Source organism: Methylobacillus caricis, assembly GCF_020532705.1.
In the GTDB taxonomy this organism is placed as follows: domain Bacteria; phylum Pseudomonadota; class Gammaproteobacteria; order Burkholderiales; family Methylophilaceae; genus Methylobacillus; species Methylobacillus caricis.
On record NZ_JAJAVD010000001.1, the window covers coordinates 1293864 to 1318570 of the forward strand.

Here is a 24707-nt window from a genome sequence, read left to right on the forward strand (position 1 = left end):
TATGTGAATTCACATATAGACATCCAATGACATGCAAAGGGGCCTAACGCGATTATGGACAGTCCAGTAGATACAAGTCAAATGCCATCAGTACCTGTGATGTCGCGCAGAAAGTTTGCTGACCTAGTGGGTGTGACAGAAGACACCGTCACAGGCTGGATTAATCGCGGTTATCTCCCTGTGATAGAGATCGGTAAATACCGCCTCGTCAACCTCGCGCTACTCAACAAACACGCCCTGGATCAGGAGTTTTCACTCTAATGGCTTCGATTAAGCGCAAATTCGTTCCGATGGCAGACGCGCACGTGATTGCACGTGCCACGTTAGTGCAATCCGACTTTGACGCCATCAATGCAGAAGTGCAAAAAGGCCTGCGCGAAGCAGCTGAGCGAGTAGCTGCGGCGGCGCAGGCGACAGCGTTAGCGGCGCCAGCGCAGACGCTGCCCCCCCTCTGTAACACGGGGGGAAAGAAATTTCAGTTAGTGACTGAAGGGGGAAAACTCCTACTGCTTACTGAAAGAACACATTCAGAAAATGAGGTGTGTTTTATCGACTGGTTGCACATTACCTGCCATGAAGCCTCTTTTGACCATACCAATGGGGTATCAGATGAACACTTCATCATGGATGTATCCCGCACTTGTGAATCCATCTTTGGATTTGGCATCACGGCCAAGCGTGACAGGGGTATGCATTTCTACAACACCAGTTATGTCCTGGGCGATAAATACGGGCATGTGTGCTATGGGGGCCAAAGAAACACCGTATTGATTCAGTTGACTGGTACTGGCTGTGCGGCTGCCAAACATGGTTGGGAACGACGGTTATATGAGTTCTTACAGGCATCAGTGACCGGAAAAATCACCCGGATTGACCTTGCTCATGATGATTATGAAGGAAAGTTCCACACCCCGGAATCCTTAGAAAAGGCGTATGACGATGGCCACTTTAACGCCGGTGGGCGCAATCCTGATGTTGAAATGCGGGGAAACTGGAAAAATCCTAATGGTAAGGGGCGCACCCTCTACGTTGGCACTCGCGGGAATGGCAAGTCATTCCGAGGCTATGAAAAAGGCAAGCAATTGGGTTGCCCAACATCCCCATGGATGCGCTACGAAGTTGAGTTTCTCGCCAAAAGTCGAGTTGTACCGCTTGAGTGTCTTATTAGGCCCCAGGACTACTTTGCTGCGGCTTACCCGTTGCTATCCACCTTCAGCGATCGTGCTGAACGTATCCTAACTACTCAAAAAACAGTGCAGGCCTACTATGAGCGCACAAAGAAGTGGCTCAAGCATCAGTGCGGGGCTGCACTCAACCTAATGTTCCAGATTGAGGGCGATGCAAAGAAAGTCCTAGATCTGGTCATGCGTGAAGGCAAGTTACCCGAGGGCATCAAAGTGCCAAGCTACCTAACGGCGGGTGAATTCCTTCACAACCTCGAAAAAACCGTCTACCCAATGGCGGCTTACTACGAATCTTTTGACCTCGAAAGGGAATAACCATGCGTCAGCAATTCAAAGTTCTAGGCGTTCGCCGTTTCAATGACACGGTAGAAGGCACCAAACACGATTTCACCAAAGTTGTGGTGGAAACACCGTTTAACGATAGTGAAGACAAAGCCGGATTTGATGCCGTGCATATCAATTTTGGCAAGTCAGATAACTACGACAAGCTTAGAAACCTGCCTTTCCCTGTTCAAGCTGAACTGGATATTGAAATGACCACATCAGGCTTTGTCTGCCGCGGCTTCAATCTGGTGAAAGAAGCACCTCAATCCAAGGCTGCCTAACCATGCTGCGCCGTGTCTATGTCATCCAGTACCGCAGAACAGGAGAGTTCCTTACCCAGGGACTGTTCTATACGCGGTCACTTAAAAAGGCAGGCCGTCTATATGACCCGCAAGAAGCCATAGACACGGCCATCAACAACATTGACGAGGGAGATTATGAAATTCACTCGTTCTTTGAGGGGGAAGAGGATGCGCCTCTTAACTAACCTGTTATGGCTGGCAATAGGCCTCTGCCTGGGCGGCATGTTGGTGTTGGGCTTCGCATGAAATGCCTCATTGACCTCGGTTCCGGCCAATACCAAGTGCTGGAACCACAACCAAGCGACTACACCACCTGCATGCAGCTCGTGGTGAGTCCTTCCGAATTGCAGAACGGTGTGATGCATCTCACCGCTGCTGAAGGTGTTCAGATCAGCCTCGCTATTGGGCTGCTCTGGGCTATAGCGGCTGCCTTTAGGGTAGTCATTCATATGTTGAAAGAAAGAAACGGAGATTCAAATGAAGCCATTTAATCAATTAAAGAAGTACGGTCGCAACATCGTCCAGGGTGCAGTTGTCGCTACTCCACTGGCGATTGCAAGCTCTGCTGCTCGCGCTGAAATTGACGTAGCGCCAATCGTTACCCTCTTGGGTGAAGCGGCTACCGCCGTTGGTCTGGTAGGCGTTGCCCTGCTACTGATCTGGGGCACCAAGAAGGCCTACGCAGCAGTGCGTGGCGGTTAATCAGTAAATCAACCAATCGGCCATGAGCATCAATCCCTCATGGCCTTTTTCATTTATAGGGGGCAGCGATGGAAGGCTGGATCGTGATGTTGGGAATATTGGGGGCGCTATGGCTATTGTTCAACGCTTGATCGTCGTTTTGCTGCTGCTTTGTAGTTCTATCTATGCTTTTGCTGATGATATACCAGCCAGAAAGCGATATTCCATGGTTACTGTGGATGGCAATTTCTTTGATGGACAGGAAATGTGCTCACTTTTTCAGGTTGGAACGGGTCGTGTCTGGATATTCAATGAGGCTATACCTGCTTGCCAATGGAATGGAGATAATCAACCGGTGAATCAGACATGGTATTGCCCGTCGGGCTCTAGCCGCCTCACTGTAGGCGGTGTGGAAATATGCCGTTTCCCGACAAGCTGCCCTGCACCTCAAGTTAGAAACCAAACAACCGGGGCGTGTGAAGACCCTCCTGCTGTTTGTCAGGCTGGTCGCATTCTGCTTACTGGCCCTTTCTCTGATACCGATGGTGATGGCTCAATACCTTCGTCCAGTTGCATATCTGGCTGCCGTGCAACGCTTACTGGTGGGGGTGCGCCTCAAATCAATTGCTCTATTGGCGGTGCCGGCTCTGTGGGTATTTGCGGCTATGTTTACCCTGGCAATTATGTTGATACTGGTTCGAATTGCTCAGACGGTGAAACCGCCCCGCCTAAAGAACCGCCAGCAAACAAGCCGCCATGTCCGGCATGCGACTGCATGGAATCGGGCGGCTCCTTTGGTCAAGTTCAGGGCGTTGATGTTTGCCTACCTAAAGGCACTCCCGGCACCCTGCCTGTCCAGACCACTCCACCGCCAAAAGTCACTGAGACCAAGCCGCCGGCTACGCCAGAAAACCCTGATCCTGATCCGGTAAAGACAATCGAGCCTCAGCCTACAGTCACGGTTATCCCTAATCCCGGCGGTGGGGAACCTACAGTCAAGGAGGAAACGACCAACCCCGATGGTTCAACGACTACTGTTACTAGCGGCATGGGCGAATACTGCAAAAACAATGCGACTGGTGCCACATGTAAATCCACTGGCACAGGTAATGGCGGCTCTGGTGGCGGCGATTTTAAAGGTAGTTGTGCTACTGGTTTTACATGCTCTGGTGACGGTGTGAATTGTGCAATCGCACGTGCTGCTTATCAGCATCGTTGTGATGACGTGAATGAACTAAAGGAATTTGAGCCGGCAGCTGAGGAAGGCAGGCGTATTTTGATGGGTGAGGAAGATCCTGAGATTAAGAGCTGGTTGAACAAAGAGGGAGATCACAAAAGAACCATTAATCTTGCCGATGAAGTTAAAGAAAGTGGTGAATATCAATTCGCTGCGCAGTGTATTTCAGATGTTCAGTTCAGTATTGGCGGTCATTCCGTCACGGTGCCCTTTAGCAAACTGTGCCCATATTTTGAAATGATTGGCTACATATTGCTTGCAGCGGCTTATTTATATGCTCTTCGGATAGTGGGGATTTGGTAAATGGGTATTTTCGCATCGCCAGCGGCATGGCTAGTTGCCGCAATTGTAGGTGGTTTCAGTAAAGGCTTAATGGAAGGAATTGTTAAGTTTTTGACAGCAATGGGTATCGGCTGGGCCATGTATCAAGGTCTGGACGTACTCATTCAGCAGATATTGACGGGTATTAAGGTCAATCTCAGTGCGCTGCCGCCTGAAATGGTTGGCATGCTAGGCGTGTTAAAGGTGGATAAATGTTTGAATGTTATTGCAAGCGCCTTCATGGTGCGCCTGGTATTGAAGGGGGTTACTAATGGCGTATTTACCAAGCTGGAAATTAAACAATGATCACATTGATCACTGGTTTGCCCGGCTCTGGCAAAAGCCTGTTCACGCTTAAAACCGTCAAGGATCTGGCTGATAAAGAAAACCGTCCGGTTTTTTATCATGGCATTCCTGAATTGACCTTGGATTGGCAATTGATGGAAAAGGGGGAAGACTGGGTCAATTGCCCAAAAGGCGCCATCATTGTCATTGATGAATGCCAGGGCACTTTCAGACCAAGGCAGAATGGTTCGCAGGTGCCTAAGCATGTCTCGCAGCTTGAGGTGCATAGGCATGACGGCCATGACCTGTTCTTGATCACTCAGCATCCCATGCTGATCGACGGCAACCTGCGCCGCTTGGTCGGGCGTCATTACCATGTCGAGCGGTTCTATGGGTTTGCCAAGTCGACTATCCATGAATTCCAGTCAGTCCGGGAAAACGTCAAAAGCCTAAAGGGTTCGATAGAAAAACACTTTGTTTATCCAAAGGAAGTGTTCACCTGGTACAAGTCCGCTGATCTTCACACCATGAAGAAGCGCATACCCGCAAGGCTTGTGCTGGTCGTGGTGCTGCCAATCCTGCTTATCGCTGCTATCTGGTACGCCCTGGTCACTATTGGCAGCTTTTCCGACAAGCATCAAATCCAACCTGAAAAGACCCAGGACGGGTTAATGAACGTCCAGCCAGTGAATCAGATCCCGGTTCAACCAACCAATCCAAAGCCTGATTGGTATGCGCAGCAAGTCGAGCGTGTCCCTGGGCTTCCGCACACCAGGCCTGTCTATGATGAGATTACAAAGCCTGTCACAGCTCCTATCAATGCTGCCTGTGTTGATTTCAGGGGACAATGCAAGTGCTATACACAACAAGCCACTGAATTAAATACTGATGAGCTCATGTGTCGTCAGATCATTGCCAAAGGCTTCTTTGTTGACTTCAATCCCGGTCAAAGCATTGCAGAAGTCCAGCGCAGGCAAGAAGTCGCAGATAGGCAGGCAGCAGAACGCCAGCGTATCGCTGATGACCATCAGCGAGCCAGCGAACGTCAAGAGGCTGAGCGAGAGAAACAACAGCAAGCGCCTGTTCAAACAGCGCAGCAGCCTGAAATCTCACAGCAACCCATACAGCCAAGTGCTATTCAGCGTGAACGGATGAAGGAAAGCCAATGGGCATTCCCGAATACGTAGGCAATAAAAAAGCCCCTTTCGGGGCTTCACTATCAAGCGGCGTGTTTAAGTTTGCCGCTCTGCTTACTGACCGACAACATCTCAAAACCCACAATGTTGCCCAGCGCGTCATAGTCCAAGATCACGCCTGGCCTGATTTCCTCTGTGCGTTCTACGTCGTTTTCGCTAAGCGCGATATACAAAGCATCTGCTATTGGATCGAACTCAATTTTCATATTCATCACCTATTCAAAAAATACCGTGACAACCGTCACAGGTTCAGTGGTTTCGTTATAGATGACACGCAACTGCTTAAATCCTCGGTCAGCAATAGCTTTGACCGCATGTACCAACGTAATGTCATCTTCATCGTTACGTGTTGTATCTGGATTGGTCAGCACCTCCCTGACCCACTCTTCCTTAACACCACGCTTAACCATCCGCTTTAACGCATGGTCACTTAATCTGTAATCCATGGACCTATCTTACCTTGTTTAAATTCCCTGTCAAAAAATCACCCTGGATACCATCCCGCTGCAGCAAAACTAACTCAAACTGCAGGAAATTATCCGTCTTTACCTTCGGCCTGAACCTAAACACCTTCACCCAACCCTTAAACCACCGCCTAGCTTCATCCATACTATCGGCAATCACCTGCAAGGCAATGCCTGCTGCGCACTCAAATGCCAGCCAGCCCTGCCGCTCTCTGAATTCCCTTGACCTCATAAAACTCCTGCTGATTCTCATCGCTTCATCCTCGCGTTTAGGTCTGCCGATTGGTGAAGGCGTACCCCAAAGGGGTGCAGCCCTCGCCATACGGCATGGCCGCCCAGCAACACATGGGGAAATAAGGGTCAAGGGTGAAACCGGCAAAGCCGGGCGTATAAAAAGTGGAGTGAAACGGAACGGCTTTATGCCGCCCCTTGATGCTTATTTCTCCATGTGGTTCTCGCGAACTTCGGGAATGTCACAATCATGAGCATCAAGAAAACCCCTTCCGGCTGGCTAGTCGACATCCAACCCGGTGGTCGTGGCGCTAAACGCTTCCGCAAGACTTTCACTACCAAAGCTGAAGCTTTGGCCTGGGAAGCCTGGGTGAAAACCCAGATCATTCAAACGCCCGAATGGATGCCACCCAAGAGAGACAAGCGCAAACTCTCTGACCTGGTTGATTTATGGCATCAGCACCATGGCCAACATCTGAAATCTAAAAACACACTCCCAAAGCTCAAGAACCTCTGCAAAGCCATGGGCAATCCTTTTGCTGATGACTTCAATTCGGAGCAATTCTCAGCTTATCGTGCACGACGTCTTGATGCTGGTATATCAGCTAACTTCATCAACCGTGACCATGCCTATCTGCGCGCGGTATTCAATGAACTCAAGAGACTGGGCTATTGGAACAAAGAAAACCCACTATCCAAAATCAGGCAATTCAAGATAGAAGAAAAAGAACTTGCCTACCTCACACAAAGCCAGATCAGGCAGCTATTGGGCTGCCTGAGTGATGATGCCTTGCACATCACCAAAATCTGCCTGTCTACTGGTGCCAGATGGAGCGAAGCGGAAAGCTTGAAAGCTACCCAGGTCAGAGACGGCATGATTCATCTGAGCCGTACAAAATCCGGCAAAAACCGCTCTATTCCAATTGATGAGGCTTTATATACAGAATTGGCCAACCTAAAACCAAAAACGCTAGGTGGGAACATCTTCAAACCAGCCTATAACCAATTCAGAAAAGCAGTTGAAAAGAGCCACCTGCAACTACCCAAAGGCCAGCTATCCCACGTGCTGCGCCATACCTTTGCCAGCCATTTCATGATGAATGGCGGCAATATCCTTGTGCTGCAACGCCTTCTTGGACACTCAACCCTAGCCATGACCATGCGATATGCCCACATGGCACCAGATCATCTGCAAGAAGCCAAGACGCTCAACCCGCTTGCGAAGTTGACACAATGTTGACCAAAGCGGAGTTTCGAAAAAAAGTGGAAAATCTAACTTATTGATTTTGCATGGTGCCCGGAGCCGGAATCGAACCGGCACGGCCATAAGCCGAGAGATTTTAAGTCTCTTGTGTCTACCAATTTCACCACCCGGGCATGATGGAGAATGTTGAAACGCCTCAAATGAAGCGAGGCAGCATTCTATCACCGACTGCCTTGGATTGAGTAGTAGGATTGAGAAAATTCAACATGGAAGCCTTTTCCGCGCCAATCTGGTGGCCGCTATTCCTGAGGCTGTATTTGGTCAATCGCCAGTGGCAAATGAATTTTTACTAGTGTGCCTGCAGATTCTATGGGTTGATTGATGACAACACTTCCACCATGATGCCGCACTATTTCGCGCACAATAGCCAGCCCAAGGCCACATCCTTCAGGATCTTCATCCAGACGATAAAACCGGTCAAACACTTGCTCGCGTTGCTCCTCTAGAATTCCTGGCCCATTGTCTTCAACATCTATCACGGCTTGGGTTGCATCCGCATAGCAGCGTATGGTGATATTGCCCCCACTCGGGGTATAGCGCAGGGCGTTATCTACCAGGTTGGCGAGCATTTCCTGAATTTGCCATCGACTGGCTTCAACCTGCACATTTTCCAGATTGAGGCCTAAGTCTATGTTTTTTGCATAGGCACGAGCCAGCCAATCCGAGGCAAGATCCTGAATAGCGTCACTGATGTTGATGATGGTGAATTTATTGGCGTCTGCCTCCCCCTCCGCCCTGGCTAAGGCTAATAACTGATTGGCCAAGCGAACAATACGCTTGGTGCTGGCCAACATGCGTTGATACGATTGCTCCCGTTCTTGTGGGCTTTGGTCGCCGGATAATTCCAGCTGCATCTGTAATCCGGCCAGAGGGGTACGCAATTGGTGGGCGGCGTTGGCAAGAAATTGATTCTGCAGTTTGATCGAATGATCCAACCGTCCCAACAGAGAGTTGATGGCAGCAATAATCTCTCGTATTTCCTCTGGGGCTTTCCCCTCGTCCATTGGACTCAAGTCAGTTTCTGAACGCGCATTGATCTGGGCCCTTATCTGCGCCAAGGGTTGCAGGCCGCGCCCTACCCCGACCCACAATACAACAATGGAAAAAATGGCAAAGACCAGCTCCGGCACAATCATGTGCAACAGGGTTTTCTGCACTAGGCGGTTGCGTTTATAGGTGGTTTCCGCAAGATACAGCACGGCACCCAAGGATTGGCTCCGCAACGCTACCACCCGTATCGGGTCATCATTGAACTTGGCGTCGTAAAACAAAGGCTTGGCATCAATGGATGGAGCTTGAATCGGCAGGCCGGATTCACCTGCAATGAAATGTCCAGACTCGTCAAAGATGGCGGCTATGGCAGCATCGTAACTATCCAGCTCACTCTTGAGCAATGAGCGCTCTATCGCTGGATAAGCACCCGGCCATGCACTTCTATCAGCAGGCAGGTTACGCTCCATGTTGTACGCCATCTTGAGCAGATGCTGGTCATAGACTTCTCGTGCGGGTTCCAGCGCCATGAAGTAATCGGTGACAATGCCCACGGCCACCAGCAGGCTTAGTGCAACCAGCAGCCATCGCAGCAACTTCTGCCTGAGACTATTGGCAGCATTCATTCTGCAGGCTCTTCCAGCAGATATCCAAAACCCCGCACTGTCCGGATATGCACTCCATGACTATCCAGCTTGCTACGCAGACGTGATATGTAGACCTCCACCGCATTGAGTGTAATATCCGTTTTCCAGTCGCAAAGTGTTTCAACGATTGCCTCTTTGCGCACTACTTTACCCTGGTTGCGTAGCAAGTACACCAGGACATCCCATTCCCGGATTGAAAGCTCAAGGGGCTCTCCGTCTACATGAGCTCGTTGTGCTCCGAGGTCGATCAGCAACTCGCCGCAGGAAAGTGTGTTGCGCTCACTCAATGCATGGCGCCGCAGCAAGGCACGGGTGCGGGCATGCAGCTCTGCCAGCACAAAAGGCTTGAGCATGAAGTCGTCAGCTCCCAGGTCCAGACCATAGACACGAAAATCGATATCATCCCTCGCTGAGATAATCAGCACAGGGATATTACGGTTGTGCTTGCGCAGGCGGCGCAACACCTCAAAACCATCCATGCCCGGCAAACCTATATCCAGCAGTACAAGATCATAGCTGCCAGCTTCTATCATGGCATTTGCCCTTGTGCCGGTTTCAGCCAGGTCTACCGCGTAGCCTGCCTTGGATAGCGACTCGCAGGTGCCTTCCGCAAGGATGGCATCATCTTCCACCACCAGTATGCGCATAAACCTCTCTTAATAAGCACTCTCGGTGCGGGAACTGTTGGGGTAGTGACGGTAAATCCAGCCAAATACTACCGGCAATACCAGCAGGGTGAGTATGGTAGTAGTGACCATTCCCCCTACAATCACCAATGCCAGGGGCCGCTGTGCCTGGGAGCCAATGGCCTGTGACAACGCGGCTGGCAGCAGCCCCAGCCCTGCCAGCATGGCCGTCATCAGCACCGGGCGCAAGCGCATGGAAGCCCCTTCAAGAATGGCCTGCTGCAGCCCATGCTCTCCCTGATTATACAAACTCTTGATATAAGAGATAAGAATGACGCCATCCTGTATAGCAATGCCAAACAGGGAAAGAAAACCAATACCGGCTGAAATCGATAGTTCCTCTCCTGCCAGGTAAAGCGCGGCAATGCCTCCTATGGTGGCAAAAGGTACATTAAGGAGTACCAGCGCCGCATCCTTGGCACTGCCAAATGCAGAATACAGCATGATGAAGATGGCCAGCAGGGTTAAGGGCACAATCACTGCCAGCTTCTTGTGCGCCTCCTGCATCTGGTTAAACTGTCCGTCCCATTGGGTTTTGTAGCCACGCGGCAAGTCTACCTGCTCGCTCACCAGCTTCTGCGCTTCTGCCGCAGCGCTGCCAAGATCACGATCCCTCACCCCAAATCTGATAGCAATGTAGCGGCGCCCAGATTCACGATAAATAAAGAACGGTCCGTCACTCAGTTCCACTGTCGCTACCATGGACAGCGGGATACGCTGGCCATCAGGAGTATCAACCAGCAATCGCTGAATCAAGTCCAGCCTGTTGCGTTGTGCTTCGGGGAAACGCAATGCCAGATCAAATGAACGCTCGCCTTCCAGCACCTTGCCCAGCGGGTTGCCGCCAATGGCATTGATCACCAGGTTTTGTATATCTGCCACATTCAACCCGAAGCGCGCGCTGGCTTCACGGTTGACGCGTATATTCATCGTTGGCTGCCCCAGCTCGCGAAATATGCCAACATCAGTCATGCCATGAATGCCACGGAGTATAGATTGCACCTGCAATGCCTTTTCATGCAGCACTTCAAGATCGTCACCAAAAATCTTCACCGAATTTTCACCCTTGACACCAGATAATGCTTCGGCAACGTTGTCCTGTATGTATTGCGAGAAATTGTACTCAATACCGGGAATTGCCTGCAAATAGCGTTCTACTCGCTTGACCAGGTCATCTCGTGTCACGCCTGCAGCCCACTCTCCAGGTTTTTTCAGGTAAACACCGAACTCCACATTGAAGACACCGGTGGCATCAGTGCCATCATCCGGCCTGCCGATCTGCCCCACCACGGTTTTTACTTCAGGTTGCTTCAGCAGATAACCACGTACGCGGGAAGCAAAGTCAGAGGAGTAATGCAAATCCACCGTGTTAGGCAGCGTGATGCGCACCCAAAGGTTGTTTTCCTCCAGTGTGGGTAAAAAGCTTGTTCCCAAACGGCTGGCACCCAATATGGCAATGCCGAAGGCAACTAATGCAGCTACCGCCACCATGCCAGGCCTGCGCAGCAAAACCGCCAGCAGCGGACGATACACTTTGATCAAAGCGCCGATCATGCCAGGCCTGTGTTCTATCCTGTCCGGCTTGAACAGGAAAGAGGCTGCGGATGGGATGAAGGTCAGGCTAAGGATCATGGAGGCCAGGAGCGCCAAGCCCATGGTGTATGCCATCGGGTGAAAAATTTTCCCTTCCACCCCGCCCATGATGAAGAGTGGCGCATACGCCATGATGATGATCATGGTGGAAAAGATCATGGGTCGCTGCACCTCGGCCGCGGCTGCCACAATGGTCTGGCGCAAATTGCTGCTGCCGTTTTCCATACGCCGCATGATATTCTCAATCACAATCACCGCTGCATCCACAATCAGGCCAAAATCTATCGCACCCAGGGAGATCAAATTGGCAGGAATCGCCAGCACCATGCCTGCAAACGAAACACTCAGCGCTAATGGGATGACGATTGCCACCGCAATCGCGGCACGCAGACTGCCCAGAAAAATGAACAGTACCACCAACACCAGCGCCATGCCGAACAATAGCGTGTGATGTACAGTGCCCATGGTCAGGTCCAGCAACTCCTGCCTGTCGTAAAAAGGCTCCAGGTGTATGCCCTGTGGCAATAAGCCACTGCTGTTGATTTGGTCAACTTTGCGGTGCGCCCGCTCCAGCATTTCCGAGGCATTGCCGCCACGGCGCATGAGCACAATGCCTTCTACCGCATCCGGATTGTCGTTGTATTGCACCACGCCCAAGCGCGGCGCATAGCCAAATTCCACCGTGGCTACATCCCCCACCCGCACCGGAATACCGCGCTTGGATACGATCACGATGTTACGCACGTCATCCAGGGTTTTCACCAGGCCGATGCCACGCACTACATATTGCTGTTCCCCCGACCTAAGATTGCCGCCCCCCGCATTGGCGTTGGCATTGCCAAGCGCCTCCAAAAGTTGGTTGAGCGAAATATTGTAAGCCTGCAGTTTTCTAATATCCGGCAACACTTGGTACTGCTTGGTGGGCCCGCCAAACCCATTGATGTCGGCGATGCCAGGTACGGTCTTGAGCTGCCGATAAATTTCCCAGTCCTGATAAGACTTAAGCAGCATGACATCATCGCCACTCTCTGAGGCCACACGATAACGCAGCACTTCCCCCAGTGCGTCGGCATCCGGGCTCAGATCACTCTGAACGCCCTCTGGCAATTCGGCGGTGTCCAGTTGCAGCTGCACATTCTGGCGGGCAGTGAAAGAGTCTGTACCATCCTCGAACTGCAGGGTGACCACCGAGAGGCCAAACAAGGAGACAGAACGGAAGGTCTTGAGATGTGGCAAGTTGGCCAGCGACGTTTCCACCGGCACCGTAATCTGGCGTTCTATTTCATTGGTGCCTCGCCCCGGCCACTGCGTGATCACCTGGACATTGAGCGGCGATATATTGGGATAAGGTTCGATCGGCAGTTTGTTAAAGCTGATATAACCCAACACCAACAAACCCAGACACAAGCCCATGATCAACAATCGCCTGCGCAACACGCCCGCGATAAAAGCGCCGCTCGCCTGCATCAAGCCGCCCCTGACAATTTCTGGTTGAGCAAGGTTGCCCCTCTTACCACCACCTTCTCCCGGGCAGCCAATCCCTGCACGATCGCCACAAGCCCATCCTGATAAGGCATGGTAGTCACCTGCCGTTTGCGGAAATTGCCATCAGTCATTTCCACGATGATGTAATCCAGCTGCAAAGACCGGATAATGGCATCCGCCGGCACAAGCAAAGCCTGGTGTTTGCCCACATTCAGGCTAGCTGTGGCAAACATGTCCGGGCGCAACTGCCCATCATTGACAACAAGGCAACGCACTCGCAACGTATTGGTTTCGCTATCAAGGCTAGGAGAGATAAGTTCTACACGGGCCCGATAGACTTTACCCGGCAATGCCTGCAAACTGAGTTGCATCGCCTGTCCCAACTTGATCCGCGCGTAGTCCTGCTCATAAACATTGCCGTAAAACCACAGTGTTGAAACATCGGCAATCGACATGAAGCTGTCACCCAGGTTGATGAATGCCCCAGGGTCCATATTGCGAACTGTGACCACGCCACCAATTGGCGCGCGTAACAACAGATGCTCATTGATTTTTCCAGTCTGCTCCAGCTGACGTATATCCTGTTCGGAAGCACCCATGACCCTCATTCGTTCACGAGACGACTGGAGAGTGGATTCCGCATCTTCCGCCAATCCCTGGGTAACCTGGCTGCCCTGCAAGGTGCGCCAGGTATTACGTGCCAACAGTAGCTCATTCTGCGCAGAGATATATTCCGGACTGTAGAGAGCAGCTACCGGCTGCCCGGGTTTCACAGTCACTCCTTCAAATACCAGGATGCGGTCCAGCCGGCCAGCAATCCGCGCAGACACCAGATGGATATTCTCCGCATTGAATGCCAGTCTACCCATGATGGGAATCTGGTCACTGATCTCACGAGACTCAGGCAATGCGCTTTCAAAAAAATCAGGATCTACCCTGTCTGTCCTTGGCTGTGACTCTTGTGACACAGGATCCGGCTGATTGCTGATCTCGGGTGGATGTGCCTGATCCTGACGCCAGCTGATAGGCGCAAGCATAGCCCCTGCCGCTGCCCCCAATACAAATATAATGAACAACATCAAAGCCTTGTGCATAGTTATTACTCCATTCCGCTTCCTACGGATGCATCCAGCGCGGCTATTGCCTGTGCCAGCCCTCCTTCTATGTGAGCAGCAGCAAGCTCGGTGTCCCGTAAATTCTGCTGAGCCAGCAACAAGCCATTGAAATCACCAGCGTTATTGGCATAACTATTCAGCGCCAATCGGTAAGCGGCCCTGGCCTCTGGCAGGCGTCGTTGCTCCAGCAAGTTCTTTTCACTAATGACCTGCTGCACTTGGCTGTAAGCATTGGCCACCTCCAGTTGTACTTGGCGCCATGTCACCTCGGCACCAGCCTGGGCAGAAATCAAGCCGGCATTGGCTACATTGACCCCAGCCTTTTCACTCTGGAAAAACCAGGTAGGCAGAACCAGATCCACCTCTAGGCCATATTCACTGCCTGCCATACCATAAGGAGGATGGTCGCTAATCTTGGTAAGGATGAGCTGCATATCGGGGTAATAGGCTTTTTTGGCCAGTGCCACATTTTTCTGGGCGGCTTCCAGCTGGAAAGCGCTGTCGCGCAATGCAGGATGCCTGACTTGAGCTTCGGTCATCAATTCAGCCAAGGGCTTCAGCATGAATTCGCTTATTTCTTGTTGCTGCACCGTTAGTGGCTGGATAGGATCTCGACCTATGAGGTTATTAATGCTTTGCTGCGCCACTGCAATCTGGCGGCGAGTCTGGAAGATGTCATTTTCGGCGCTCCCCTGCGCTACCTGGGCATTCATGTAGTCAACAAAGGCCGCCGCATTATTGGCATAACGCACCTTGGCTACCTGTTTGACCTGGCCAAGGCGCTCTATAGTGTCCTGGTTGATCTGTTCTTGTTTTTGCAGGGCCAGCAATTGATAGTACTGATTTTTCAGTTGTGCCAGCAATTGAACATGGAGCCCATCTATCTGTGCTCCGGCGCTATCGGCCTGAGATTGCAGGATATCGGCCGCTAGCTGCTTTTTGCCGGGGAAAGACATGGTTTGGGTAAGCCGGTAGCTCATTCCCTGGGAACGATTAAGATTGCCATGAGGAATCGGCGTTTGCTCCATGCCCACCATCGGCCTATCCCACGCAAGCACCTGCGGAATTTGCGCCTCAATTTGCAACCGTCCCTGTTCGGCCTGCATGAACTGCGGATTCCGAGCCCGCAGTTCCTGAGCCAGTTGCTGCAAGCTCATAACCGAAGCATCCTCAGCCGATGCCTTGCAAGGTACCAAGGCCAGCAATGACAATAAAAATAATTGCCTTGTTAAAGCCAGGAAAAATCTTTTCTCACTCATGGCTGCATAATATTGACCGGACCATACGCCAACCTTAACTCTAGCTGACAGAAAGCTGACTATTGAGTATGGAAGTCGAGTGATGAGATTAGTTGATAGGTTGAGTGGGTATAGTAAATGAGCATTAATCCATTAAACTTCGCCCTTGATGCATATGCATCAATTCATCTCATTACTCAGGGTTATATAACAATGAAAAAGAACATTATTCCTCTATTGATATTGGCTGCACTCACTGGCTGCGCATCACCAGCAACAAAGGAAGCCATGCTGATTAATTCAGAGACTATTCAAACCGTGAACCCTGTACAAAAAGGTAAATTTACCGTTGCTGCAGTGACTGGAGGAAAGGCTACCAATCCGATGTGGACTTCCCAAGTCAGTCAGGAAAATTTTGAAGGGGCATTGAAGGAATCACTCATATTGGCAGGCCTGACCGCAACGGATGCCAATGGTACCCAATATAAAATCGATGCAAACCTGGTCTCTTTGGAGCAGCCCCTAATCGGCCTGACATTTGATGTCGTTTCTAATGTCAACTATCGCGTATATAAGGATGGTTTTGAAAAGGTCTTGCCCATCAAGGCAACCGGGACAGCTACCTTCTCAGATGCGGCAGTGGCTATTGCCCGCCTAAGGATTGCAAACGAAAAATCTATCCAAAATAATATTGCAGAGTTCATCAAACAACTTGGCAAAGTGGCAGAAATTCAATAACAAAACCGTGGCCCGTCAAACCGGGCCACTTCAAGAAAACTGCACAACGTCCTGCATCATTCTTTTTACAATGTCATGTGCTTTCATTTGAAGTTGTAACATTCCCATAACAAATGTTGAATATCCTATACATACATTTAAAATAATCTTTGCGCGATTTAGGCCAATCCCTCACTCATGATTCTCTTTCTTAGTTTTGACGGTGTACTGCATCCCACAGACCAACCCAATAAAAGTTTCAGCAAATTGCCGTTGCTGGAAAATTGGTTACGGATGCATCAGGAAATACGAATTGTTGTCAGTAGTAAATGGCGCAAAAATATGCCTTTTGAAGATATTTGCCATATATTTTCCGACGATATCAAATCGCGTATCATCGGCACGACTCCAGATTTGCAAGAGGACATGCAAGAAGAATACTGGCGGTTATCGGAAATTTTCGACTGGCTTAAATGTTGCGGAGACCATCAATCATGGATAGTACTGGACGATGCGGGTTTCCCGGAATCATTTAACCGCATGGTACGTTGTAATCCGGATACTGGGCTGACTGAGGACAATATCCACGCCCTGACCAAGCTGAAATCGAGCCTCAGCCCACAACAGGCGTCAATGAATTGATGTTCGAACCATATTAATCAGCTTTATCGCTTCGCTTCAATAAACTCGGACAAGCGCACACGCTGTTGCCCAGTCCCGTCAAAATTTCCAGGTGCAAGCCAGCGTTGGTAGGCATCCCGCAATCCTGGCCATTCTCGATCAAGAATGGAAAACCAGGCAGTATCACGGCTGCGTCCCTTATAGACCACGGCCTGGCGGAACACCCCTTCAAAACTGAACCCCAGCCTACGGGCCGCAGCGCGGGATGGTACATTCAAGTTGTCGCACTTCCATTCATAACGCCTGTAGCCAAGATCGTCAAACACGTGCTGCATCAGCAGAAATTGTGCCTCAGTTGCCATTCTTGATTTTTGCAGGAGCGGCGAGTAAACCACGAATCCAACCTCCACCACCCCATTGCGCGGATCTATTCGCATCAGGGACAAGGTTCCTACCGCACGCCCAGTTTGGATATCTATCACAGCATAGTGCAATGGGTCATGCGAGGATTCCAATTCCAGAACATATTGTTCAAAACTGTTGAAGTCGTCAAACGGGCCAACTGCGATATAAGTCCAATCCCGGTGGTCAGGTGCCAATTGATAAGCAGCAAACAAGCTTTCTGCATGTTTTTTTTCCACAGGCTCAAGCCGGCAATACTGCCCAACAAGTTGATGATGAGGGGGCAATGGCCGTATCTGCCAATCAGGCAAGCCTGGGCCAATTGGTTGGCCATATTGATTAAGCGTCATGTTTCACCTGAAGGGGTTTTAAAGTTGGGAAAGCCATTGCGTGATCACTGCCTGCAGCTTTGGCTGCAACGCGGGCGCCAGTTGCTGACCTTGGCGCCGGAGATCCCGCACGGAAAAATTAGCCAGCTCTCCCACATGGCCAACATACCAGCGCTCCAGCCCTACCGCTGTGACTTCAATATGGAACTGTAACGCCAGGCCATGCCTGCCATATGCAAATGCCTGGTTAATGTACAGTGCGGAGGAGGCCAGATGCACAGCACCTGCGGGCAGGTCGAACGTATCACCATGCCAGTGCAGCACCGGACAGGCATCCGCCAGCGCGGCCAGTGGTGACTCCCTGCCCTTCTCACTCAATGACAAAGGGCTCCAGCCAATTTCCTTGCCTTGTTCACCAGCATAAACATCGGCCCCCAGTGCACAGGCCATGATCTGGGCACCCAGACATATGCCAAGGACTGGTTTGTCACTCTCAAGGCGCGTCCTGGTAACATTTATCACCTGTTGCAGAAATGGATAATCATCCGTTTGGTAAACGCCAATTGGGCCGCCCAGCACGAATAGCACATCAGCATTCAGTGCCCGCCTGAAGTCGCTGTCAGTTGCTGAAGGTGCATCGATATACTGTATCTGGTATCCCGCCTCCTCCAGAACCGGCGCTATGCCATCGAGGTCTTCAAACGCAAGATGGCGCAGGGCTATTGCAGTTTTCATCAACTAAACTCTCAAATATTTAAAGTCTGTCCAGATGTTATCAGGGCCTGGTGCCAGATAATCACGGAATATAGGGAATTTAGCAAAAAACCAGGCAATGATGATCATCCAGATTTCACAAAATATCAGGGTCAGTGATTAATTAACTTCCCGCATGACGAAATGTGAGATTGATCCTGCACTCTCCTGTCAATGGATGTCGCCCAGGCTTGAGTGGTAATATCCCATGGTAGTTCAACCTTGAAACACCACCCCATACGACGACATCTCCATGTTGGAGTACAGTGCGCAAGGTTTTGTCAGTGCGGGCAAGTCCGCCAAACAAGAATGTTGCAGGCAAACCCAGCGATACAGAAACTATTGGCTGGGCGTAGTCTCGCTCGTCCTTGTCCTGATGGAGGCTTAGCCTGGCTCCTGCCTCATAATGGTTGATCAGGCAGGCATCAGGCTCAAACCCTTCAAATCCCACATGACTGGCTGCACTCTTCGCCAGTGACTTAAAAGCTGATGGCATGGTTGGCCAGGGCCTGCCTGACAAGGGATCAATTTCATCATAGCGATAACCTGTCTTGTCAGATATCCAGCCCAGCCTGCCAGTGTTGGTCATGGCGACCGACATCCTGAAACCGCCTGGAGTTGTCATATGCCGCAGTGGAGACAACCAGACGACTTGTTGCAACTCTCCCCAGATATCCTGCTCAAATGGCAGAGCAAAACGCCTGAGAACAAAAGCATCCCTTCCCATTGACTCGCAATGTGCCTGTGGTTCCATAAAATCGAATAAATCAGCGCTCATATTTAATCTATTACGCGGATGATGAAATCAAGATTATTGGCCTCCGTCATCGCAATTCGACTCTCGCTCCAGCAAGGTGCGCTTACGCTCTATCCCCCAGCGATACCCTGCCAGCTCGCCATCGCTACGTACGACACGGTGACACGGAATTGCCACCGCCAGCCTATTTGCGGCACAAGCGGATGCGACGGCCCTGACTGCACGAGGAGCGCCCAGCCTGGCTGCAATTTCAGTGTAACTGGCGGTCTCACCAGGCGGTATATCCCGCAGCGCCTGCCATACCCGGTGCTGGAATACTGTTCCCTGAATATCCAACGGCAGCTCCAAGCCTATTGCAGGCGCCTCTACCAAACCGATCACTCGCGACACTGTTTCCTCATACCCTTCGTCTCCTCCCAATAACTCAGCATTGGGAAAGGCATCCTGCAACTCATGCAACAACTGCCCTGGATCATCACCCAGCAAAATGGCACATATACCTTTGGCAGTGCTGGCGACAAGCATTGAGCCCAAGGAACACTCTGCAACCGCAAAGCGGATTTGCGTATTAATGCCCCCTCTGCGAAACCGGGACGGTGTCATGCCCAGCCCTGCCATGGATTTTTCATAAAAGCGGCTGTTTGCGTTATATCCTGCCTCGAATATTGCCTCCGTCACGCTACCGCTATGACGCAAGCCATTACGCATTTTTTTAAGCTGGTGGGCTGAGCTATAAGCCTTGGGAGTAAGCCCGGTCACCGACTTGAATAAACGATGAAAATGAAAACTGCTCATGCCAGATTTTTGTGCAAGTTGCTTCAAGGTAAAGGCATGTTCAGCTTGCTCTATCATCTCGCAGGCATTGGCAATCAACGCAACATGCTGCTCGGCAAGCGTCGCATCATTGGGTTTGCACCGTTGGCAGGGCCTGAATCCAGCGTGCTCGGCTGCCTCAATACTGTCATGAAAACTGACATGTTCAGGCCGGGGCCGGCGTGCAGCGCAGGAAGGCCGGCAATAGATGCCTGTACTGCTCACAGAATAATAAAATTGACCATCATAAGCGCTATCCCGTCCAAGCACCGCTTGCCATCGCACGTCATTTTCAGTTGCTGCGGCCTTGGCCGTTTTCAAAGACAATTTCATGATAGTCAACTTCGATGAATAAAGTAATAATCGTCAATCTACCAGCCTTGTACCTGCCCTGCATTCCGGATATTGCTTTTGAATTCAGCTTTGCCACTCACGAGTATCAAGGAAAATTAAAAGCAATATCCGGATGGAAAATAAAGCTGAAAAGATTATCCTCGACAACTCTATATCCAACATATCATCATGAGTTCACCGTTCCAAGCCAATACTCACCTTATAAAAGCCTCGAGTTTTCTGGCCGCCATAGATCCAGACTGGGCACAACTTATAAAAACACTTGGCCCCTGCCAGCATCAGGCTCAAGCAGAAAGAGAGCCTTACGAAGCCCTGGTCAGGGCCGTGGCATATCAGCAGCTCCATGGCAAGGCCGCAGATGCCATATTGGCCCGCCTGCTTTGCTTGTTTGATGGCCAGTTTCCCCAACCATCCCAGTTATTGGCAACCAATGTAGATACTCTCAGGGGCTGTGGTTTTTCCGGCAGAAAAATTGCCACTATCTATGGCATTGCGCAAGGCGTCTCAAATGGGATCGTACCTTCCCAGATACAGGCTGCAAAGATGACGGATGCGGACCTGATCAGGCAATTAGTCACATTAAAAGGCATAGGCCAGTGGACGGTAGAAATGCTACTGATGTTCACACTGGACAGGCAAGATATCCTGCCAGCGGATGACCTGGGTATCCGCGAAGGCTATCGCAGGCTTAAATCACTGGATGCAGCACCAGCCAGCAAGGCAATGAAATTGTTCAGTGAAGCATGGAGCCCTTACCGCACCGCAGCCGCTTGGTATCTATGGCGTGTGCCGCGTCATCAAAAGCAGCCTTAAAGATGGCGCACGGCCTCGTTGACACTGGGTACTTGGCGCAATAACGCCAACAGGCGGTCAAGCTGGCCCAGACCTGAAATTTCAATCGAAAAGCGCATTCTGGCCTGGTTGTTACGGCTTTTCGTTTTGACCTGGGTGACATTGACGCGCTCGCGAGCAAACAGATCACTGATATCACGCAATAGCCCCTGACGGTCGTAAGCCTCTATATCAATATCCACTGCAGCCAGCATCTCCTGACGGCTGCCCCATTGCGTTGCCAGCAAGCGATCATGTTTATCCACTGCAAGCCGCTTGATAAATGGACAAGCCTGACGGTGAATAGTCACGCCCCGGCCACGCGTTACATAGCCCACAATTGGGTCAGGTGGCGCAGGCTTGCAGCATTTCGCCATATAAGTCATTAAGTTACCAACGCCTTCTACCAGAATGCCTGAAGGCAAATCTTCTGTGGTACCCGCCTTGATCTGGAAAGGCGCCTCGGATTCTTCCGCCTTGGCTGGCAGCTCGGCTTGCAATGCCTGGGCAATCTGATGCTCGCCTATCTCCCCCCTGCCTATCGCAGCCAGCAATTCGTCAAGCTTGGTAAAATGCAGTTTTTGCGCAATTTTTTCCTGATTCAGGTCTACCAGGCCCAGGCGATGCAACTCCCTATCCAGGCGGATACGGCCTTGAGAAACATCTTCCTCAAAATTCTGGTAACGGAACCAGTGCCGCACCTTGGCTCTTGCACGTGAACTTTGCAGATAGCCGAGATTGGGGTTGAGCCAGTCACGGCTGGGCGCGCCCTGTTTGGCCGCCATGATCTCAACACGCTGGCCATTTTGCAGTTTGTAATTAAGCGGCACGATGCTGCCATCCACCTTGGCTCCGCGCGTACGATGGCCAAGGTCAGTGTGCAGGATATAAGCAAAGTCCACAGGCGTCGCGCCACGTGGCAAGTCCACCACCCTGCCTTGCGGTGTCAGCACATAGACTTTGTCATGGAACAACTCATTCTTGAATTGCTCGATGGCACCGCCATTGTCAGACACATCCTGCTTCCACTCAAGGATCTGGCGCAACCACACGATCTTGTCATCAAACTTGGTGTCGGCCTTGCCGCCTTCTTTATAACGCCAATGGGCGGCCACCCCCAACTCTGAATGTTGGTGCATTTCATGTGTGCGTATCTGGATTTCCAGCGGTAGATTGCGCGGCCCGATCACGACTGTATGCAAAGAGCGATAGTTATTGCTCTTGGGACGGGCAATATAGTCGTCAAACTCTTTTGGAATCGGTTGCCAGAGATTGTGGATCAGGCCGAGAGCGGCATAGCAATCCTTGACATCATCAACCAGGATACGCACTGCACGCACGTCATACAGCTCATTGAATGAAAGATGCTTACGCCGCATCTTGTTGACTATGCTGTAGATATGTTTGGGACGGCCCGTCATTTCCGCCTTGATGCCTGCAACATCAAGCTGGGCTTTCAGGATATCCAGCACCTCGTTGATGTATTGCTCTCGCCTGACCCGCTTTTCAGCCAGTAGGGTTGCCACTTCCTTGTAGAGCTTGGGCTCCAGAAAGCGCAAGGACAGGTCTTCCAGCTCCCATTTGATATGCCATATGCCAAGGCGGTTGGCCAGCGGGGCAAAAATACTCTTGGCCTCATAGGCAATACGCTGCTGATCAGGCTCACTGGTCCCATTCAGGCTGCGTAGTGTTTCCACTCTGTCCGCAAGCTTGATCAGTACCACGCGGATATCCTCAACCATGGCGAGCAGCATCTTGCGCAGGCTTTCCACCTGCCCTTGCTGTGCCTCCCCTTCTTTCCTGCGATCTTTTGCCAGCATGGCATCCGGGCGGCTGAAACCTTGAATCTGCTCCATCCGGGCAATGCCTTCAACCAAGGCGCAGATATTGCCACCAAACTGCTCATGCAATACAGCCTGCCAATCGGGCACATATTCAGGGCATGCATGCAGGATGGTGGCCGCGATGGTATCGGCATCCATGCCCATGCCAACCAGTATGGAAGCAACGCCCACCACATGATGGAAGACGCTTAATCCGGTCACCTCTTTCCGCTCAAAATAGAAAGGCTGAACAAACTCGCAGCTGTGGCGAACAAGCAGCGCCTCCTCAGGCGTATACTTTTCACCTAGGGAGACCAGCCAGGACTCGACATCCAGGGCTCCCTGGGCGCTGGCCTGGGACAAAAGATCAGGAACAAAAACCATGTGACATTATCTCATTAATCTGCGTCATATGTCCTGCAGCAAAGTTGTGTTCGCGTACATCATACCTGCCCTGCAAGCCGCGCCAATACTTGCTCTTTTTATAACCAGGCTGCACCGCATTTTCTGCAACAAGCACTTAGCAGTCCTATCCTGACGCCGCCCACAACCTTATCCACAGAATATGTGCATTAATTGCCATAGTTCAGTCCGTGGAGATAATCAAAGATAAAAAATTCAACTTTTTTCATTAATGGTGGTCTACAGGTTTCACAACTTCTAAGAAAGCTAACATGATGAAACATACATTAGCCATATTAACTATGGGCCTGATCACGGTTTTCTCTGCTCAATCCTATGCTGCAGAAGATGTGTCAAAACTGAACCCTCAACCAGGCCAATGGACTACTGTTGTAGCTATTTTTGACCACCTGAACAACCATTACCTGCTGAAAACCTCGGTGCATGATGATGTGGAATCCTGTGCCGCCAGATTGGAAAATATCGCAGGGCAGATCAAAAAGGCCAATGGTGTCGTATTTACTGCGCCCCGCAATACCAAGCTGAGCTTTGAAAAAGAAGAAGGCATAGAAAATGAGGCCAAGGTACTTGAAGTGCGTTGTGTCTTGGAACCATTCAAGCCTGAGCGCATTTAATCCAGTACAGCCTCCTTGAAAAATGGCGCCAGTTGGCGCCATTTTCATATTGATTCGAAGCAAAAATCTCCAAATTGCCTAATCCGACCAGGATCTGCGTTGGATTATCCTACACAAATGTCAGAGCCAGGCTGAAAGAAAGGATCCTCGTACCTGATTTATAGTAAATATGACATTTATCACGGTGACGACACATCCTATGGCCAAGACTCTAATATTTCTTATATTTGCCATCATGATTTTCATCCTTGGGTATTGGGTGGTGGATATCATCGCCTTGAGCGGCAACGGCAGCTCATATTGAAGATCGTGAATTAATCCCCTGAAAAACTCCATGGCTTGAGGTAAAGTAAAAAGATAGACCTTGTCCATGGAGAAACCTGATGAATCCCTTCCTGTCATTGTTAGCTTTCTTGCCTGTATTCTTACTTGGCATACCCCAAAGCGCTTACGCGCAGGAAGGTGAAATTGATAACAAGGCCCCCTACCCTCAGGCTGAGCAAGGATATTCCAGATACGTGATCCACTTACAAACCCTGAAGAATGAAGAGGATCAAAAAATTGAACTATTGGTTGGCAAAACCATGTCGATTGACTGCAACCGACATTCCTTCAATGCTGACTTGGTTGAACATACAGTCCAAGGCTGGGGATACCCTTATTACAGGATAGAAAAAATCGCGGGCCCCATCTCGACGCGTATGGCCTGCCCGGAAAAAGCAGAGCGTGAAGGATTTGTTGGCACTAATGGCTCTGGTTTCTTTTTGAGATACAACAGCAAACTCCCCGTCGTAGTCTATGTTCCAGTTGGTTTTGATGTGCAATATCGCATATGGAAAGCAGACAAGGACTATCGGCAAGCCACAGAGCAATAAATAATGCTTTTAGTAACAGGCTGACAATCAAGCAGTATCCAGCGCATCGTCCAGATGTATCAAATTGTTACCAAATAGCGACAGATGTAACAATTCATTTCACATCAGCAAAAACTACCACCAAATCTCTCAAAAGGCGCTTTTTCTATGGG

At 50.6% G+C, this 24707-nt stretch carries 27 protein-coding genes and 1 tRNA gene; 15 read left to right on the plus strand and 13 right to left on the minus strand.

Annotation, left to right across the window (positions count from 1 at the left end; all coding sequences use genetic code 11):
- Positions 1 to 81 precede the first annotated feature (81 nt).
- From LG200_RS06105 to LG200_RS06145, 9 genes are read left to right on the plus strand one after another with little or no spacing between them, the layout of a single operon-like run.
- On the plus strand, positions 82 to 261 hold the full coding sequence (locus LG200_RS06105; RefSeq protein ID WP_226756689.1) for a MerR family transcriptional regulator: 180 nt from the start codon (positions 82 to 84) through the stop codon (positions 259 to 261).
- A complete protein-coding gene (locus tag LG200_RS06110) occupies positions 261 to 1499 on the plus strand; it encodes a replication initiation factor domain-containing protein (RefSeq protein ID WP_226756690.1) in 1239 nt (412 codons plus the stop codon). Before LG200_RS06105 ends, LG200_RS06110 begins: the two co-directional genes overlap by 1 nt.
- A 2-nt stretch (positions 1500 to 1501) precedes the next feature.
- Positions 1502 to 1789 carry a hypothetical protein gene (locus tag LG200_RS06115; RefSeq protein WP_226756691.1) on the plus strand — a complete coding sequence of 96 codons (288 nt, stop codon included), beginning with the start codon at positions 1502 to 1504 and terminating at the stop codon, positions 1787 to 1789.
- Between the two features lie 2 nt (positions 1790 to 1791).
- Positions 1792 to 1995 (plus strand): hypothetical protein, encoded by a 204-nt coding sequence (locus LG200_RS06120; protein WP_226756692.1) that lies wholly within the window; start codon positions 1792 to 1794, stop codon positions 1993 to 1995.
- A gap of 57 nt (positions 1996 to 2052) precedes the next feature.
- Positions 2053 to 2301, plus strand: a complete 249-nt coding sequence (locus tag LG200_RS06125; RefSeq protein ID WP_226756693.1) for a hypothetical protein — start codon at positions 2053 to 2055, stop codon at positions 2299 to 2301.
- A complete protein-coding gene (locus LG200_RS06130; RefSeq protein ID WP_226756694.1) occupies positions 2288 to 2512 on the plus strand; it encodes a major capsid protein in 225 nt (74 codons plus the stop codon). The genes LG200_RS06125 and LG200_RS06130 overlap by 14 nt, the downstream gene beginning before the upstream one ends.
- A 22-nt stretch (positions 2513 to 2534) precedes the next feature.
- Complete coding sequence (locus tag LG200_RS06135) at positions 2535 to 4031, plus strand: virulence factor TspB C-terminal domain-related protein (RefSeq protein ID WP_226756695.1); 1497 nt, start codon at positions 2535 to 2537, stop codon at positions 4029 to 4031.
- A complete protein-coding gene (locus tag LG200_RS06140; RefSeq protein WP_226756696.1) occupies positions 4032 to 4355 on the plus strand; it encodes a DUF2523 domain-containing protein in 324 nt (107 codons plus the stop codon). It begins immediately after the preceding gene.
- Positions 4352 to 5521 (plus strand): zonular occludens toxin domain-containing protein, encoded by a 1170-nt coding sequence (locus tag LG200_RS06145; RefSeq protein ID WP_226756697.1) that lies wholly within the window; start codon positions 4352 to 4354, stop codon positions 5519 to 5521. Before LG200_RS06140 ends, LG200_RS06145 begins: the two co-directional genes overlap by 4 nt.
- A 32-nt stretch (positions 5522 to 5553) precedes the next feature.
- Here the strand turns inward: LG200_RS06145 and LG200_RS06150 are convergent, their stop codons facing one another.
- The gene (locus tag LG200_RS06150; RefSeq protein ID WP_011479534.1) at positions 5554 to 5736 is read right to left on the minus strand and encodes a DUF2283 domain-containing protein; all 183 of its coding nucleotides are present in this window, start codon (positions 5734 to 5736) and stop codon (positions 5554 to 5556) included.
- A gap of 9 nt (positions 5737 to 5745) precedes the next feature.
- Positions 5746 to 5976 carry a DUF4258 domain-containing protein gene (locus LG200_RS06155; protein WP_226756698.1) on the minus strand — a complete coding sequence of 77 codons (231 nt, stop codon included), beginning with the start codon at positions 5974 to 5976 and terminating at the stop codon, positions 5746 to 5748.
- Between the two features lie 499 nt (positions 5977 to 6475).
- Between LG200_RS06155 and LG200_RS06160 the strand changes: the two genes are divergently transcribed.
- A complete protein-coding gene (locus tag LG200_RS06160) occupies positions 6476 to 7465 on the plus strand; it encodes a phage integrase (protein ID WP_226756699.1) in 990 nt (329 codons plus the stop codon).
- Positions 7466 to 7516: 51 nt separating this feature from the next.
- On the opposite strand, the gene LG200_RS06165 is transcribed toward LG200_RS06160, so the two are convergent.
- From LG200_RS06165 to LG200_RS06190, 6 genes are all read right to left on the minus strand, one after another.
- Positions 7517 to 7602, minus strand: a tRNA-Leu gene (locus LG200_RS06165).
- 126 nt (positions 7603 to 7728) lie between these two features.
- Complete coding sequence (locus LG200_RS06170) at positions 7729 to 9105, minus strand: sensor histidine kinase (protein WP_226756700.1); 1377 nt, start codon at positions 9103 to 9105, stop codon at positions 7729 to 7731.
- Positions 9102 to 9773, minus strand: a complete 672-nt coding sequence (locus LG200_RS06175; protein WP_226756701.1) for a response regulator — start codon at positions 9771 to 9773, stop codon at positions 9102 to 9104. Before LG200_RS06175 ends, LG200_RS06170 begins: the two co-directional genes overlap by 4 nt.
- 9 nt (positions 9774 to 9782) lie before the next feature.
- The gene (locus LG200_RS06180; protein WP_226756702.1) at positions 9783 to 12872 is read right to left on the minus strand and encodes an efflux RND transporter permease subunit; all 3090 of its coding nucleotides are present in this window, start codon (positions 12870 to 12872) and stop codon (positions 9783 to 9785) included.
- Positions 12872 to 13969, minus strand: coding sequence for an efflux RND transporter periplasmic adaptor subunit (locus LG200_RS06185; protein ID WP_226756703.1), 1098 nt, complete (start codon positions 13967 to 13969; stop codon positions 12872 to 12874). The genes LG200_RS06180 and LG200_RS06185 overlap by 1 nt, the downstream gene beginning before the upstream one ends.
- Positions 13970 to 13989: 20 nt before the next feature.
- Positions 13990 to 15162: a TolC family protein gene (locus LG200_RS06190; RefSeq protein WP_226756704.1), complete on the minus strand. Its 1173-nt coding sequence runs from the start codon at positions 15160 to 15162 to the stop codon at positions 13990 to 13992.
- Positions 15163 to 15381: 219 nt separating this feature from the next.
- Here LG200_RS06190 and LG200_RS06195 point away from each other — a divergent pair, with 219 nt between their 5' ends.
- Entirely contained in the window at positions 15382 to 15981 is a 600-nt protein-coding gene (locus LG200_RS06195) for a hypothetical protein (protein ID WP_226756705.1), read from the plus strand.
- A 177-nt stretch (positions 15982 to 16158) separates the two neighbouring features.
- The gene (locus tag LG200_RS06200; protein ID WP_226756706.1) at positions 16159 to 16602 is read left to right on the plus strand and encodes an HAD domain-containing protein; all 444 of its coding nucleotides are present in this window, start codon (positions 16159 to 16161) and stop codon (positions 16600 to 16602) included.
- Positions 16603 to 16625: 23 nt separating this feature from the next.
- Here the strand turns inward: LG200_RS06200 and LG200_RS06205 are convergent, their stop codons facing one another.
- From LG200_RS06205 to ada, 4 genes are all read right to left on the minus strand, one after another.
- Positions 16626 to 17333, minus strand: coding sequence for a GNAT family N-acetyltransferase (locus LG200_RS06205; protein ID WP_226756707.1), 708 nt, complete (start codon positions 17331 to 17333; stop codon positions 16626 to 16628).
- Between the two features lie 18 nt (positions 17334 to 17351).
- Positions 17352 to 18047, minus strand: a complete 696-nt coding sequence (locus tag LG200_RS06210; RefSeq protein WP_226756708.1) for a glutamine amidotransferase — start codon at positions 18045 to 18047, stop codon at positions 17352 to 17354.
- A gap of 142 nt (positions 18048 to 18189) precedes the next feature.
- A complete protein-coding gene (gene alkB, locus LG200_RS06215) occupies positions 18190 to 18843 on the minus strand; it encodes a DNA oxidative demethylase AlkB (protein ID WP_226756709.1) in 654 nt (217 codons plus the stop codon).
- A gap of 33 nt (positions 18844 to 18876) precedes the next feature.
- Positions 18877 to 19968: a bifunctional DNA-binding transcriptional regulator/O6-methylguanine-DNA methyltransferase Ada gene (gene ada / locus LG200_RS06220; protein ID WP_226756710.1), complete on the minus strand. Its 1092-nt coding sequence runs from the start codon at positions 19966 to 19968 to the stop codon at positions 18877 to 18879.
- Between the two features lie 189 nt (positions 19969 to 20157).
- Here ada and LG200_RS06225 point away from each other — a divergent pair, with 189 nt between their 5' ends.
- The gene (locus LG200_RS06225) at positions 20158 to 20802 is read left to right on the plus strand and encodes a DNA-3-methyladenine glycosylase family protein (RefSeq protein WP_226756711.1); all 645 of its coding nucleotides are present in this window, start codon (positions 20158 to 20160) and stop codon (positions 20800 to 20802) included.
- Here LG200_RS06225 and LG200_RS06230 read toward each other — a convergent pair.
- Positions 20799 to 23027 (minus strand): RelA/SpoT family protein, encoded by a 2229-nt coding sequence (locus LG200_RS06230; RefSeq protein ID WP_226756712.1) that lies wholly within the window; start codon positions 23025 to 23027, stop codon positions 20799 to 20801. The genes LG200_RS06225 and LG200_RS06230 overlap by 4 nt on opposite strands.
- Positions 23028 to 23317: 290 nt before the next feature.
- Between LG200_RS06230 and LG200_RS06235 the strand changes: the two genes are divergently transcribed.
- Both LG200_RS06235 and eco read left to right on the plus strand, forming a co-directional pair.
- Positions 23318 to 23680 (plus strand): hypothetical protein, encoded by a 363-nt coding sequence (locus LG200_RS06235; protein ID WP_226756713.1) that lies wholly within the window; start codon positions 23318 to 23320, stop codon positions 23678 to 23680.
- Between the two features lie 383 nt (positions 23681 to 24063).
- Positions 24064 to 24555 carry a serine protease inhibitor ecotin gene (eco, locus tag LG200_RS06240; protein WP_226756714.1) on the plus strand — a complete coding sequence of 164 codons (492 nt, stop codon included), beginning with the start codon at positions 24064 to 24066 and terminating at the stop codon, positions 24553 to 24555.
- Positions 24556 to 24707: the final 152 nt, after the last annotated feature.